Raw genomic sequence first — 16747 nt, 5'->3', positions numbered from 1 at the left:
TTTCTCGAAATCGTGAAGGTGATTTCGAAATGGTATCGATCAATAGTTGACGGGGGCAAGATAACCGTATCTTAAAAGGTGCTTGAGGTGGATGGGGGCATCTGTCCGATGAGTGATTCGAACGGGTTCCTTTTCAGGAAACACATTCTGTCGCAGTTGGCGGCAGTGCTGTTGCTCGCTTCTTGCTCGAGCAATGTCTACATGGGAATTTCGCTGACGGAAGGTGTTGGAGATCCGGAGCTTCGCTCACTCGCCCAGCGTGCGTCCGTTGGGGACAAGCAGGCTCAGTTGGATCTTGGGATTCGATACGAGCAGGGAAACGGAGTTGAGCGGGACCTCGCACAGGCAAAACGGCTTTATCGTCTCGCCGCCAGCGACAGTGGAGGACGCATGTGGGTTTATATTCCGGGCGTGAGTGGCTCCTCTGGTCGAGTGATGCAAGTTGGCGATGCGCCCTTTCAAGTGGGTCTTGAGGCTGCGCAGAAGCGGTTGGAGGTGCTGGATCATGAGATTTAGAAAGCTAACCTTTTGCCAAGGGATGCCGCAACTTTCGGGTATTCCAACGCGCCTTGGAGTCGAGGCTACTCTTTTGGCCTCCTCCGGGTTGCTGCTTCTCCTCGCGGCATGCTCGCCACCAGCCGTCTGGAAAACGGAGGAAAACGAAGATCTGCTGGTCTTTGAAAATTACGTCAACCTGTGTCGGTCAAGCATCTGCCAGACTGCATTTCCGGAGAACCGACGCTGCATGCAAGCGCTCGAGATGATGAAGCAGGGTCGCCCAAAGGTTGAAGGCCAGGACGACCTCATTAGTTACCTTCAACTGAGGATTCTCTTCGCCAACACCTATGCTGACTGGTTAGAAGGCGAGGCAGGCAAATCTGTTATGAGCAGACAGTTTTGCGCTAAAAGACTAGAATTTCTTGGTCATCCGAAGGGTTTTGAGGTGGATGATGAGTAATATTACAGTAACACGGAGACAAATTAGCTTAAATTGGCGTAGCCGTACTCGTGCGACGGGTTCGAGTGTGTCTGTTTCAAGTTCCGACACCTCGGTTGATATCCCACTCGCTCACTTGTTGGGTAATGCTGAGCAGCCTGGCTGGCTATTTTCTGATCCAGACACGGATTACCCTGGAGTGGGATACATCTTTCAGCGAGACGGGTTCGCGCCAATAATTGTCGCTGTGGACGACCCAAACATATCGGGTCTGGCCGGTTTTCTAAACGTTATGGAGGCATTGCTCGGCGAATACGATGCGTTTGGATTGGCGGCTATGCTCGATGGCTCCTTGCCGAGCGTGCAGAATAATGAAACGATCGTCATTCATATTCGAGATAAGCGTTCTGGAGGTGTCCAAGGTGGTGCATATCACGACTTGGATATCACTGACGAGGCAGTTGGTATCGATCTATCTTCAATAAGCGGCCTTTTGGACTTTACTTCCCCGTCTTCCGATACTGATTTTGACTATATAGAAATCTTCGCCGCAGACTCTCCAGACGATGAATACCGGGCCTTTCGTTTCGCCTCCACGGCGATACATGAACTCCTCCATCGTAAACAGCCGCATCAATACAATGTTCGCATTGGAGCAGACGCTGGCATTGCTGGTTTGATCCCCGAGTTTAGTCTCAACGAGATCGTCGATGACCCTGTTTACGCGGAAACGAGAGTCATCTTAGGCGAACTGTATCGTAATGGACACCTGCTCAATGACAACAAGGCGTTTGGCGACCCGGGCGCAATAACGGTCGAGCAGTTGGTGGAGAATTTAAGGCAAGCTGATGTTGCGCGCCTAGAGCCGATTTTCGATCAGGCAAAAGTTCTTCGCGATCTACGAATTTATGCTCTCGGAGCGGATAGCAATTGGCTAAACTTTACTTTAGATCAGGTGAAAGAACTGGAAAAACAGGGTTTGTTGTCACTTCGAAGCGAAGGAGACCCAAACGATAAATCCGACTACAGCATGAGCCTGTCTGCGGATGGCTACTTTGTCCTGGAGGGATACAAATTTGCTATTGGCAATCGCAATAGTACAAATGATGCGCTCTGGGGTGTCTCGGTAGAGAATATAGGACTCCTTGAAAAAATGGGCGCGCTCGGATGTAATAGTATTATATCGGGGCATGTTGGAGATTCTTGCCTAGAGTTGAAAGCAAAATTTAATGCTTCTACTAATATGCGGGGATCGTTCAGTGGAATTGAGGTTGAATCAAATTCTTTGGCAACTCTTTCCCTAAGAAATGTTCAGGTTGATAGCGAAGTCAAGTCTTTAATGCTTGTATTTAGTGAGGATGGTCAGGTTGAGGAAGTACTGATCGATGGTGTAGAAATATTCCTTCTGGCAGATGAGGCGACTAGATCACTCCTGATCGAATTGGCTGATTATGCCTACGAGCAATCGCGTCGGAGATTGATTGCGACAAACGGGCAAGACGGCTCGGTGAATCTCCCAATCGAGTTTTCGCTTGAAACGATTGGTGGCGACTTAACCCGTATCATTGCGATCGACCTAGGTGCCTTGCGCAAATTGACCGGACTCACTGTTGAAATCGGTACGTTGTCGGAAAACAAGTTGCTTAAGAGGACGGTAAGAAAGACAGATGACGGATCACGGAAAGTTGAATTAACCGAAATATTTGATGACGGAACCGTTGTTCTAACTCGAGATGGTATTACATCTATTCGTATCAAGGACTCTCCAGTCGGTCTCGATTTCGTTGACGCCGGTGCTGTCCTCGGATCGGTGCTTGGGTCACGGATTTCAAAGCACCTCGTCATCAGAACGATATCTTCGGCAGCATTGCAGACCCTCGGACAAAATATTGGCGATGTTTTGAACCGTGAAGTCTTTGCTACCGCCAATCGGGACGTATCCATCGGTGAAATGTTCGATGGCATTGGTAAAGAGTTTGTTGAGAATTTAGTCGCAGGCAGCATAGGAGCGGTCTCTTCTTACCTTGTGGCGGGTCTAATCTCTGAACTCGGACTCGATGGTTTTGAAGGCGATCTGGCCGGTACGGCTGCTTCTGCCACTATTGGGCAAATGTTGACCAATCTTACCCGTCTTGGAACGCAGATTCCTGGTGCTGCAAATGGTGAGGTTTTTCAGGTTGGCACTGGCGTCAACTGGTCTCTTGTGGGTAATGCAATTGGAAGTTTCCTGGGGACAAGACTCGCCTCAGAATTTGTTTCCTTTGACACAGTTGGCGGACAAATCGGCGCGGCAGTCGGGTCGACCTTGGGCGCTCTTGCTGCAACCAAATTGGCAAAGGCGGGTACCCTTCTGGGGGGACCGGTCGGCGCATTTGTCGGGGCCTTCGTCGGCTTCATCGTCGGCGGTCTGATCGGCTCGATCTTCGGCGGCACCCCGCGCTCAGGGGCGGATTCCGTCTGGGATGCGAGCCAGCAGAAGTTCGTGGCGGCCAATGTCTGGTCAAAAAAAGGTGGGTCGAAGGACGCTGCGCGTTCGGTTGCGTCTGCGGTTTCCGATACGTTCAACGCGGTTCTTTCTGCAACCGGCGGCACTCTGCTAAATCCCAGTGCGGTGCAATCCGGTAATTACGGGATGCGCAAGAAGGCTTTCGTCTACAAGCCCTTTTCAACGCGCGACAGCGATGCGATCACGCAGAAATTCTCGGGTAAAGACGCGGCGATGCGCCTCATCGGCTACGGTGTTTACACCGGCTTTACCGACCCAGATTTCCAGATCGCGGGCGGCGATACCTATGTCAAACGCGCGCTCTACCGCACCTTTGAATTGGGCGGCCTTGATCCGCTAAATTTCGACAGCAACGTGCTGCTCGGCAACATGGCATCAGCGCAGCAGTACGAAAGCTATCTCGCCAATTCCGGTGTCATAAATGCGCTGGTCGCAGCGGAGCCCAATAGCGCCTTTGCTATTGAGACCTTGATTACGCTTGCTCGCGCGGAGGAGTTGGGGCTGACGAAGCGGGCTGCGAGTGACTGGTTCGGCGGTTTCACTTTCCTCATACAAGAGGCGGGAACGACTGCAGCGGGCGTCGACTTCGGGTTTGATTATGACCCGGCCAGCGGTCAAGTTAGCCGCCTCATGGGCATAGGCCGCTATGTGCTGGGCGATACCATTGATATCGCTGGACAAACGACGATTGAGGGAGATGGCGCCAATAACAACATTGACCTGCGTGCCGGCAAGCTGACCGATCAGCGCGGCTACAGGGTCAATGGTCAACTCAACGATGACATTGCCGCTTCGGGCATGGACTTCACCGCAAAGACTGCGGTGATCAGCTTTGCATCGGGTGATCTGCGCAGGAGTGTTTCGGTAACGATCGCGAACGATGGCGTGGCCGAAGCGACGGAAAGCTTCATTGGGAAGCTATCAAATTCTACGGACCTTTCAATCGTTGGCGGCAGTGCCGAGGCGACAATCATTGATGCGGCGGCCGCCGAACCGACGCTGGTCGTTGGACGCAGCTATGCGCGGGAAGGCGATGGCTACGCGACGTTCCGCATCTCGCTGTCGAAAGCTGCAGCCGGTGTGGTCTCCGTTGCGCTCAGCCTTGCCGATCTGACAACCACAACCGGAGTCGATCTTGGAACGACGCTCCAGGTCTCGGACGATGGCGTGACCTGGAGCGATGCGACCAGCGCCACCTTCACTGCGGGGCAAACCGAGCTCTTCGTGCGCGCGGCGGTGCTTGCCGACAATACCCCCAATCCCGACTATGTCGCCGGGGGCGATGAGCCGCAGACGCTGGACATCGAAGGCAATGAGCGCTTCACGCTGACCGCTACGGTTACCGCAGGCGCTAACCTGATCGCCAACGCTGCCGATGCCGATGGCGCGGTAACTGCCAGCGGCACAGGCACGATCCTAGATGCGACGACGGGGACGCTGACTCTGGCATGGATCGATGCCGTTGTGGTCGATGAGGCAAGCGGGCAGGCGACCTTCTCGATCGCGCGCTCGAAGAGCGGCGCGAGCGGTAGTCTGACCTTCTCGACTGCCGACCGCCGGGTCCTGAATATCGACATTGCCGCAACCGTTGATGGTGGCGCCGGCGACGACACAATCTATGCATCAAACCTTGGCGACAATCTCTTCGGTGGTGCGGGCAATGACACGCTCTACGGCGGTCGCCTCGATGACTGGCTGCTGGGCGGCGATGGCGACGATGTTCTCGATGCAGGCACGGTCGACCCCTTGGCCCTTGGCGGCGACGGTAACTATCTTAACGGTGGCGCTGGCAATGATAGCATCCGCGGCCGTGAAGGATCGGACTGGCTCGAGGGCGGCGACGGCGTCGATGTGATAACTGGTGGAGCCGGCGACGATATTCTATCGGGTGGCGCAGGCGACGGGGATATCCTGAAGGGCGGGACGGGGTCCGATCAATATCTGCTTCGCCACGGCGACGGTGCCGATATTGCTGAAGAGGAGGCTACCGGCGCGCCAGTGTCGCAGGGAGCTGGCGATGCGATTTCGCAGCGCATGGCGGCCATCGAGGCTTGGAAGGCAAATCCTTTTGCTGCCGGCGCCATGCGCCCCGATTGGATCGGCGCACCTGCCGGCGTCCAGCAGGGTGTGATATCGGGCGGCGATGATGCGGTTGTCTTTGGCATCGGCATCGGCATCGGCGATATTCGCATACAGCGATCGGGAACGAGCGGTGCGCCTGGTAGCGATCTCATCATTCAGGTCATGCAGACAGACGCCAATGGCGTCGAAAGCTTCTCGGGCACCCAGCTGACGGTCCGGGATTGGTTCTCCAATCCCTTCAAGCGGATCGAGTGGCTGAAGTTCGCGGATGGCACTGAAATCCGCATTGCCGATATAACCAGCTTCATCGCCGGAGGATCGGGTAACGATGTTCTGGTCGGGACTGGGGGCAACGACTTTGTCTATGGCGGCGGAGGTAACGATCAGCTCTTCCTCCTTCAGGGCGATGACGTCGGGAACGGCGGATCCGGAAATGATATGGTCGCCGGCGACGACGGACGCGATCTCATCATCGGCGGTTTTGGCAACGATCAATTGATCGGCGGTGCGGGCAATGATGCCATATCGGGTGACGCCGGAGCAGACGATATTTATGGGGGAGCCGATAATGATATATTGTCCGGCGGTCGGGGTGACGGCGATCTCATAGTTGGCGGCGCTGGCAACGATATCTTCAAATACTCCCGTGGCGACGGGCGTGACATGGTTTTCGATGAATTCGCAGACCATTGGGATGTCGTTTGGACGCGGAGCGGCGGCTGGAATAGCGCGGCGGGTTATTTCTACAATGAGACAACGGGTGAGGTGACGGGCCCGGGCGGAGTTGTGATCCGCCAGAATATCGGCACCGCAAGCGCTCCTGACCTTCAGTGGCTCGGGCGCTACGATTATGACATTATCACCGAAACGCTGAAGCTGTTCACCCCTCCGGCGGGTGCTGCCATCACGGCGAATGCGGGCGTTGACACGATCGAATTCGCGCTTGGTATCAACCTGCAGGACGTCGTGCTGCGGCGGGTTGGCAACGACCTTGTCATGGCCATCGCGGGAGACGACCAGGATGTTGCGGACTATGGGACCATCAAGGACAGTATAACGATCAAGGACTGGTATCTTGCACCGGGCCAGATTGAGAAGCTGGCCTTTTATGCGACCGGACTCATGGATATATCGACCAGCGGTCGGAACCTGGTCGCCGGAACGGACAAGAACGACGGGACCGGAACGACGCCCCTTGCGGGGACGGCGCTTGCCGACTGGATAACTGCGGGAGCCGGGGACGACGTCGTGGCTGGCGGCGCCGGCGCCGATATTATTGCAGGTAATTCAGGGTCAGATACGTTGCGCGGCGAAGCAGGCGACGATGTGCTTTACGGTGGTACCGGCAATGACATCCTAGATGGCGGAGCGGGCAAGGATATATTGATCGGCGGAAGCGGGTTTGACGCAGCGTCCTACGCATCGGCTTTCGGAGCAGTCCGTGTGCGTCTCGGTTTCGCGTCGAACAATTCGGGTGATGCGGCGGGTGACGAATATTCATCGATCGAGAATATTATTGGCGGATCGGCGTCGGATAACCTTGGCGGTGATGAGGGCGAGAATGAAATCACCGGCGGTGCCGGTAACGATCTGCTTATGGGCGGAGCCGGCGACGACACCTATGTCTGGACGGCCGCCAGCGGTGGTGACTTCATCCGTGAAGGCGCTTTCATAGTCGAGGAAGTCGTATCCGCGGCAGGCGTTCTGGCGGTCGGCTACACGGCGACCTGGACAAATATGGGTGAACCCTCATGGGACAATGAATATTATTGGCGCCTGGAAATCCGTGGGCCGGGCAATGAACTCGTCTATGACTATGCGCAATATAGCTATCCAGCCGGGACGGCGACGCCTCCCCCAGGGGCATGGAACCCAGCGGGCTGGTTGGACGGATTTGCGAGGACCAACGGCCAGCAGGTCACGCGCGACAAATTTGATACGAGCATCAGCGGCGGCGATCAGGATATCATCGAGTTCGCCGCGGGCATCAGCCTTACCGATCTGACCTTCATCCGCGCATCAAATGGTGTGATGGACGCAAGCGGCCCTGATCTGATCATTCGCTATCAGGAATCGACGGCGACTCAGATTACGATCAAGGATCACTTCACCATCTATGGCCGCGTGGAAGCGCTGCAGTTCAACGACGGGCTTTCTGTTTCGCTCGCGAGCATCCTGTCGGCAACAAGCGAGGCAGCGCTGACCGGTACGGCGCAGGCCGATCTGATGATTGGTCAGACGGGGGTGGCCAGCGATCTTCTTTACGGCGGGGCGGGCGACGACGTGCTGAGCGGACTGGCCGGGAACGACCAGCTCTACGGCGAAGACGGCGACGACGTGCTCGAAGGCGGCGCAGGTGCCGACCGTCTTGATGGCGGCGGCAACGCCGCAGACGGGGCCGGCGATACGGTTCGTTATGTCAATTCCTCGGCGGTTACGATCAATCTCGGGATCACGACAGCGCAGTCGGGCGGTGATGCCGAAGGCGATACCTTGTTCGGTATCGAGAATGTCGTGGGTTCGCAAACAGGCGGCGATAGAATCACCGGCGATGACGCTGCCAATATCCTCGATGGACTGGACGGCGACAATGTCATCGACGGCAGAGGCGGAAATGATGTGCTGATCGCCGGCGCAGGCAATGACATTCTTCGCGGCGGCGCCGGTGAGGATAATATCTCGGCAGGCGACGGAAACGACCAGCTTTGGGGCGGCGCCGATGACGACATTCTCGTCGGCGGAGGCGGCGATGATCAGCTGCGGGGCGAGGCGGGTAATGATCAGCTGCTCGGCGGCGACGGCAATGATGCGGTTTTGGACGGCGGGGCCGGCGACGACGAAATCTATGGCGGTGCGGGCAATGACAATCTGATCGGAGGCGAGGGTAACGACCGGCTCGGGGGCGGCTCGGGGGCCGACACCTTGCTGGGCGGTGCGGGAGACGATTATTATTTCGTCCAGTCGAATGATGGGGCGGACCTCATTATCGACGCGGAAGGAACCAATATCATCGGGTTCGATACGGGTATCGTGCACCAGCAGATTTGGCTGACGCGGGCCGGGTCGGATCTCAAGATCAGCGTGATCGGCGAGAACACTGTCCTCACCGTGTCGGGTTTCTTTGCAGCCTCGTCGCCGAGCCGAATCAAATCGATTCAGACGTCGACCCATGCGATTTTCCTGGATCATCCCGACACGTTGAGCCTCATCGCGGCCATGACGGCCGCGTCTGCGACCCCGCCTGCGGCGGTGCCGCAGGCCATCGCCGATGTGCAGACGCGTTATTGGCATCAGGGCGGCAAGGCCAAGCCTATCGCACCTACGACCGCGAGAACAATTGCAGTGACCGAGGATATAGCGATTGTCCTGGACGGAAACTATGGTGTCATCGACCATGATAACGACATCAGCGCTTATCAGCTGAAGCCGGGAGCGGGGCCGTCAAAGGGCGTGATTTCGGGGTTCGATCCAGCGACGGGGGTGCTTACCTACACGCCGAATGCCGATGTCAATGGAAATGACAGCTTTGTCGTCATCGTCACTGATGCAAATGGCCATGCGGTCGAATTACCGGTCACAGTCACCATAGCGGCGGTCAATGACGCCCCCCGCAACATTTCGATAAAAGGCGGTGGATCGCTGTTCGTATCCGAAGCTGCGCCGGGCGCCGTCGTGGCGCCGGGCACGGTCATCGGCGCGTTCGAGAGCACCGATGTGGAAGGCGACACGCTGACCTATACGCTTGTGGGCGATGCGGGCGGGCGCTTTGCGATCAATGCCGCGGGTCAGCTTCTCCTTGCCGATCCGGGGGCAATCAGTTTTGAAGTGTCAACGTCGCACATGATCCGCGTACGCGTGACCGATGGACATGGCGCATGGCGTGAACAGGACTTCAGCGTTGCCGTCGGCGACGTCAATGAAGCGAATAGCCTGCCAGCAAGTCACGATTTCGCGGTGAACGAGAATGTTGCGATTGGCACGCTCGTCGGCGCGGTTGCCGCCACCGATCTTGACCAATCGGGCAATTTTGCAGCGCAGCGTTACTATTTTTGGGATGGCGCGAACGCCTCGGCGATATCGGCGGATGGCCGCTACATCATTGATGCGGTGACGGGGCAGATTCGGGTGAATGCTGCGCTGGACTTCGAAGGCGCTTCACCCTCGCAGCAATATCAGCTTGTTGCGCGCGACAATGCCGGTGAACCGGGATATCATCAGGCTGAGAGCACTGTCACAATTGCTATCGGTGACGTCAATGAGGCCCCGATCAGCCTCAACTGGTCGCCGCTCGTGGCGCATATAGTCGAGCGCGACCGGATCGGTTCGGGTGAGGCGCGCCCTGCGATCGCCATTGGCAAACTGTCCGTAACCGATCCCGATACCGCTGGCTTTCCTTATGCCACCTACAGTTTGTCGCTGAACGACACGCGCTTCGAAGTCGTCGGAAATATGCTCTGGCTCAAAGCCGATACGGTTTTTGATTTCGAAACAACACCAAGTGTCTCCGTAGAAATTGTCGCAACCGACCAAAGCGGATCGCCATTCACCATAGGGCGGACCCTGAACCTGCAGATCGCCGATCGCGACGATGTGCTGGAGGGCGGTACGGGGGGCGATATTCTGTCAGGCCAGGCGGGACGCGACCTCATTTACGGCTATGGGGGCAATGATACCATTGATGGCGGTGAAGGCCATGATGTTATCGAAGGCGGCGATGGCAATGACGTTCTGCGCGGCGGTAGCGGAGTCGACCGTATCATAGGCGGCGCGGGCGACGATTATATCGAAGGCGGCGATGGTGACGACTATGGTATTTGGTACACCGAAGTTGCGGATGGTGGCCTTTTCGGCGGCCTCGGCAATGACACCATTGTCGGAGGCGCGGGGGCCGATCTCGCTTATGGCCAGGAAGGCGATGATCTCTTCGTCATCGATGAAGATGGCGGCGACGTGTGGGACCGTTTTGATGGAGGAGAAGGCCGGGATACGATCACCTACGCCAATTTTACCGCAGGTGTATCGATCGACCTTTCCGTCAAACCCTTCTCTGCGGAACCCCAGACGGCATATCAATATGGTGACTTATTCACCAGTATAGAGGATGTGATCGGCTCGGCATTTGCTGACACGCTGACGGGCGATGAAGTCGCTAACCGCATCTATGGGATGCAGGGGAATGACATCCTGAGCGGCGGGCTCGGCGATGACACGCTCGACGGCGGCGAAGGCAATGACAGGCTCAGCGGCGGTGAAGGCGCCGATACACTGATCGGTGGAACGGGCGACGACATCATATATGGCGGTACGGGCAATGACGTCTTGCGCGGAGGGGCCGGCAATGATCAGCTTTACGCGGAATCGGGCGACGATCTGCTCGATGGCGGTGAAGGGGACGACATTCTGAACGGCGGGATCGATAACGATACCTATATCGTCAATCGAACATCAGGCGCCGATATTATCCAGAATTATGACCCGTCGGGCGACGATGTTGACGTGATCGGCTTCCAGGACGCGATGGGTGCGATCAACGATCAGGACCTCTGGTTCGAACGTGTCGGCAATGATCTCAAGATTTCGGTGATAGGCACCACGTCGAGCGTGCAGGTTGTGGACTGGTATGTGGTCGCTGACGCTGCGAGCCGGGCCAATCACAAGATTGATTTCATTGTCGCGGGAACGCGGTTCAGCCGTACGATCAATATCGAAGCACTCGCCGATTTGATGGCCACGAAACAAAAGCCGACAACGACTGGTGAACGCGATATGTTAATGGCGGACCACCATTATCGCGCAAATTGGGCGACCCATTGGGGAACCAATGCAGCACCCAGCCTGTCGGTCATCGCGACGCAATCTACCAGCGAGGACAGCGCGAGGATGATCCTCGTGACGGCGACCGACGACATCACGCCCAATGCGCAAATCCAGTTGTCGGCGCAGGTGATCTCGGGAACACATATCGTCACCAACGGTGGGATCAGCTTCGGCGCTGCCGATGCAAATGGCGTGCGCTCAATGATCGTCAATCCGCTTGCCAATGCGAGTGGTACCGCACGTATCCGCGTGACCGCGACCGACGCGGGCGGCGTTTCCTCGACCCGGGAATTTGATATCGTGGTCAGCGGCGTTGCCGATACGCCGACTATTACCCAGTTCACGAGCGCAGGCGGAACGTCGGGTTACGCCGGGGGCATTGGTCTTAGTCTGGGCTCGAGCTTTCCTGACCTGGATGGGTCGGAGACCCATGAGATCTGGATCACCGGCATTCCGGCGGGCGTGTCGCTGAGCGCCGGTAGTTATGACAGCGGCAGCGGGGCATGGAAGTTGACGCCGGCCCAGCTCTCCAATCTGAAGGTGCATGCACCTGCGGGGTGGAGCCAGGATCTCAATTTAACTGCCACTGCACGGGCCAGCGAAAATGGTCAAACCGCGGTCAGCGCGCCGGTCAATCTCAAGCTTGTTATCAATGCGGCGCCGACCGGCATTGCTGTTCGCGGGCTCGGTACAAGCGCGACACCCTGGATCAACGAATACACGCCCACGAATAATCCAACCGGCAAGACCGTCGGAACGGCCGCCGTCATGGATCCGGACTCCATCGATCGCAATTTGTTGCCGCTCAGCCTCTCTCAACTGCCTTTCCGTAGCTGGGGCGAAGAACGCATCGTTACGACCACCGGCCCGCTTGGCGGGACGGTGCAAGTCGTCGAAACGGGTCAAGACGGCAACACGGGAGACCCGCACGGCGGCGGGCTACCTTGGCTCAACGTCGGTGCGGCTGACACGAGCAATGCTTATAAATTTACCATCTACTTCAAGCCTGAGAACAATATGGGGCACAGCCTCTTTTTCGGGACATATGGCAATATCGAAAACGCCTGGGATGGCCAGTACAACGGCAACCCCTATTTCTATTACGGAAACTCTAACGCTCTGGTTCAGGATCGCTGGTACCGTGTCGAGGGCTATGTCCTGCCAACGGGAACAGCTTTAATTGGCAATGAAACCTTTGGCGGTGTTTTCGACACGATAACTGGGCAGAAAGTGGCCGATACGTTCACCTATCGCTTTGGAGCGGGCGCATCCGATACAGGCGCGCGCTTCTTCAGCTATTATAATCAGGGCAATGCGGGTTACAGCGCGCAATGGTATCAGCCGACGATCGAGAAGCTCGAATATAGCTATCAGCTTCTCGACAGCGCGGGTGGGCGGTTCGCGATCAATTCCGTGACCGGCTTGATTACGGCGACCGGCGCGAACTTCGACTATGAAGCCAGCACCTCGCATAGCGTGACCATCCGTGTCACGGACAGTTTTGGTGAATATCGCGACCAGACGGTATCAGTTAGCGTCAACAATCTGAATGACGTAAACAGCTTCCCGGGCAGATATGATTTGGCCGTGAATGAAAATGTTGCAGTCGGGACGCTGGTCGGCGCGGTCATGGCGAGCGATGCGGATTTCAGCAGTCACGCTTACGGGCAGCAGCGTTATTTCTTCTTGAATTGGGGGGCGGTGAGCGCCACGAGCAGCGACGGCCTTTTCACCATTGATGCCCAAACGGGGCAGATTCGAACCGCCAAGCCAATCAATTACGAAGCTGTACCCGCCATTGGCAGCTATTCGGTCGTTGCGCGCGATAATGCAGGTGCGGCCGGCTATAATCAGGCCCAGACAACCGTCGCGATTGCCATCGGCGATGTGAATGAACGACCAAACAACCTCGTGCTTACCAGCCAGACCCTTCATTCGGAAACAGTCGGGAACGATACGCCACATGCGGGTCAGGTGATCGCCAATTTCGCAATGTCGGATCCGGATCACACAATGCCGGGCCTTGTCATCGTGGGTGGCAATGAACATGGGTGGTTCACAACCAACGGGGCGGGACAACTCCTGTTTGCTGGCTCCAATTTCACCGCTGACTGGCTTCGTTCGACGCGTGGCAGCTATGGTCAGGATGCTGGCTTTTATTACGATACGGACGGCGATGGCTTGATGGAAATCCGTGTTGCAACATTGACGCTCAAGGCGCGGGATGCGGCGGGTCTCGAATCCAATCCCTTCATCTATCACGTTTATATCGAGAACAAGAACGAGGCTCCCAGTTCGCCTTCGCAACCTGGAAACGTGTCAATTTTGGAAAATACGATCGGAAACACTGGGCTGATATTTTCTGGCGCCGTTGACCCTGATGGCGATACCGTTTCTTATGCCTTTGCAAATGGTGGGACGGTTTCGGGACATTTTTCGATTGTTAACGGCAACCAGCTCTATGTGAATTCGGCTTTTGATTATGAAGCGCAAACCAGCACCACGGTGCCCACCGTTTATGCATGGGCAAATGGACAACGGAGCGCCCATGGGGTCAACCTGACGGCATTCATCGTGAATGCAAATGACAATGCGCCCATTTTGACAGCGCCTGGCTCCTTGACGATTCCCGAAAATTATCAGCCGGGGCTGACCTTTGGCCAGGCGAACGCGACCGATGCGGACGGTACCCAGCCTACCTTCCGGATCGTATCGGGGAATATCAACAATGCATTCGCGATTAACCCGGGCACGGGTGCGCTCAGCGTGACGTGGAATGGCGTCGATTATGAATCCGAAAACTGGCTCTCCGACGCCAATGGAAAATATGCACTTCTGACCATCGCTGCCGATGACGGTGGCTCAAATGTTCCAACCGCGACCATTCGCATCAACATCACCAATGTCCGCAAATATGTTTACAACAACAATAGTTTGGATACGACAAAATATGAGGTTCGCTTCCAGAACACTTATGTTGGAAGTGGAGAAGGTGGCGGTTGGGGCGGCTGGGGATCAGATTGGTACAATGAATCCTGGTTGGTCGAGAAAGCCACTGGCAATGTATTGCTCTATCTCGGCGAATATAATCGTTATGAGGGGCAGACGTCGCGTCCTTTCCCGCATGGCGGCTCGCCTGCGCCAGGCTACACGGCAAACCAACGCTGGAATCCCGGAAATCCTTGGCCGGCACCGCCCTATACGCTTTACGCCGACGACGAGCATATCGATACCTCTTTCTACGGTGCGCCCTTCGGCAGTCCTTATATGCCAGTGGTTTTTGACCTTGAGGGGGACGGGTTTGATCTCATCAGTCCTTTCGATAGCTCAATTGTCGTCAATATGTTCGGCGACGACCAGCGTCAGATCATGGGCTGGGCCGCCGCGACCGATGCTATTTTGGCGCTCGACCGCAATGGCGACGGATTGGTCGGCGACCTTAATGAAATCAGCTTCCTCGAAGACAGGGAGGGAGCCACCACCGATCTTGAAGGGCTCACGGCATTCGACAGCAACGGCGACATGCTTCTCGACGCAAATGATGCCGATTTTGGTCGCTTCCTGATGTGGCGCGATTATAATCAGGATGGCGTTGGGCAAGCCAATGAATTGCTTACGCTCGAAGCCGCTGGAATCTCTTCGATCTCCCTTGAACGCAATGTTCTTGCCACCCCTTTTTCGGGATCCGCTAACATCGTCAGTGCGACGGCGGTTTTCCGGCGGAGCGATGGCACGCAGGGTCAGGTCGGCGATGTCGGGTTCGGCTGGATTCCCGTGCCCGACGAAACAAATACGGCAAATCCCGAGGGGCCGCAGTACCGCTACGATCCGGACAGCGGGCAATATGTCCTTGTCGAAGAGGAGGAGGCAGCCGCGCCGGATGCTTCCGGCAACGCCCCGCCGATCGTGCTCGATTTTGATGGCGACGGGAAGAGTCTCACCGAAATCGCCGAGAATAAAGTGCGTTTCGATATGAACGGCGACGGGATTGCTGACAAGACGGGCTGGGTCGAGCAGGGCGACGCTTTCCTCGCGCTCGATCGTAACGGGAATGGCAAGATCGACGATATTCGGGAAATCTCCTTTGTCAGCGACAAGGAAGGCGCCAAGACCGATTTGGAGGGGCTGGCCGCGTTTGACAGCAATGCGGACGGCAAGCTTGATGGCGAGGATGCCCGCTTTGCTGAATTTCGTCTCTGGTTCGATAATAATGGTAATGGCATCACCGATGCGGGTGAACTGCTGAGCCTCGCGCAGGCAGGGGTAACGTCGATCTCGCTCGCGGGCACGCCGACCGGTGATGAGGTTATCACCGGCAGGAATATCGTTTATAATACCGGCAGCTTCACCCGCGCCAACGGGACAACGGGCAAGCTCCTGGACACGGGCCTTGCCTTCAAGCCGCTTTCGGCCCTGCCCGAGATAGAGTTTCAAACCAGCACCTGGTCTGGAAAATCGAAGGCCTATCGCCTCCACGCCAGCGGCGGTGTCGCACGCGTCGTTCCGCGCTATCCGAAGGGCGCACTCTCAGCCGAAGCGGGTCAGATTGCCGCGGCAGCGATGGTCTCGACGAAGAACGGGGATTATGGGCTGCTATCGACAATCCTCCTCGACCTTGACGGCGACGGGCTTGAAGCGAAGCGGGCCAGCAAGGCGAAGGCCTGGTTCGATATGAATGACGATGGCTATCGTGATGACACGGGCTGGGTATCCGGCGGCGATGGCATGCTCGTTATTGATCGCGACAAGGATGGCAGGATCACGCACGCATCGGAACTATCCTTCCTTGCGGAGAAGGAGGAAGCGAGGAACAGCTGGGAAGGCTTGGCCGCGCTTGACAGCAACAAGGATGGCAAGCTCGACAAGAGCGACGCCCGCTTTGGCGACCTCAAAGTCTGGCTCGACAGCAATGGCGATGCCATTTCACAGGAAGGCGAAATCAGGACGCTCGCCGATCTCGGCATATCCGAAATCGGCCTGCGCAATATGACGACGACGGACAGCGTCAAGCTTGGGCGCAACCTCGGCCTGTCGACCGCAACCTTCAAGCGTGAGAATGGGACGACGGCGACGATCGGCAATGTCGCGCTCGGCTTCGAGGCGACAAAGCTTCCCGCCCGCTTGCCGAATGTGCCGGCAGGGCCGCGCAAAATGCCCTCAATTGATGAACATTATGCAGCCCATGCGGCGTCCAATCTGGCGCAGGCGATGAGCCACTTCGGCGTCGATGGGGCGACGGGGGACTTGCGCGGATGGAACAGGGATGGGATGTCCGCGCAGGACTGGCTGACTACGGTCGTCGCCTAGGGACAGGATGGCATGAATAAAAAAGCGAAAGAAACAGGGCAAAGGGCAGGAGGCCGGGAAGACGCGGCGGCGGCCCCCACCGTCAGTCATCTTCTCGG

General features: G+C 56.8%; 3 protein-coding genes. All 3 read left to right on the top strand.

Annotation, left to right across the window (positions count from 1 at the left end):
• Nucleotides 1-108 precede the first annotated feature (108 nt).
• On the top strand, nucleotides 109-516 hold the full coding sequence (locus JV18_RS0106445) for an SEL1-like repeat protein (RefSeq protein WP_144243880.1): 408 nt from the start codon (nucleotides 109-111) through the stop codon (nucleotides 514-516).
• Between the two features lie 22 nt (nucleotides 517-538).
• Nucleotides 539-958: a hypothetical protein gene (locus tag JV18_RS0106440; RefSeq protein WP_033073869.1), complete on the top strand. Its 420-nt coding sequence runs from the start codon at nucleotides 539-541 to the stop codon at nucleotides 956-958.
• Between the two features lie 271 nt (nucleotides 959-1229).
• Complete coding sequence (locus tag JV18_RS0106435) at nucleotides 1230-16649, top strand: cadherin domain-containing protein (RefSeq protein WP_160174172.1); 15420 nt, start codon at nucleotides 1230-1232, stop codon at nucleotides 16647-16649.
• Nucleotides 16650-16747: the final 98 nt, after the last annotated feature.

The sequence above is a fragment of the Sphingopyxis sp. MWB1 genome, assembly GCF_000763945.1.
Taxonomy (GTDB): Bacteria; Pseudomonadota; Alphaproteobacteria; order Sphingomonadales; family Sphingomonadaceae; genus Sphingopyxis.
This window is presented reverse-complemented; position numbering and strand designations above follow the sequence as displayed.

Bases quoted from the DNA above. Each gene is read 5' to 3' on its own strand.
- JV18_RS0106435 (WP_160174172.1), top strand. From the start codon at position 1,230: ATGGAGGCATTGCTCGGCGAATACGATGCGTTTGGATTGGCGGCTATG.
- JV18_RS0106440 (WP_033073869.1), top strand. From the start codon at position 539: ATGCCGCAACTTTCGGGTATTCCAACGCGCCTTGGAGTCGAGGCTACT.
- JV18_RS0106445 (WP_144243880.1), top strand. From the start codon at position 109: ATGAGTGATTCGAACGGGTTCCTTTTCAGGAAACACATTCTGTCGCAG.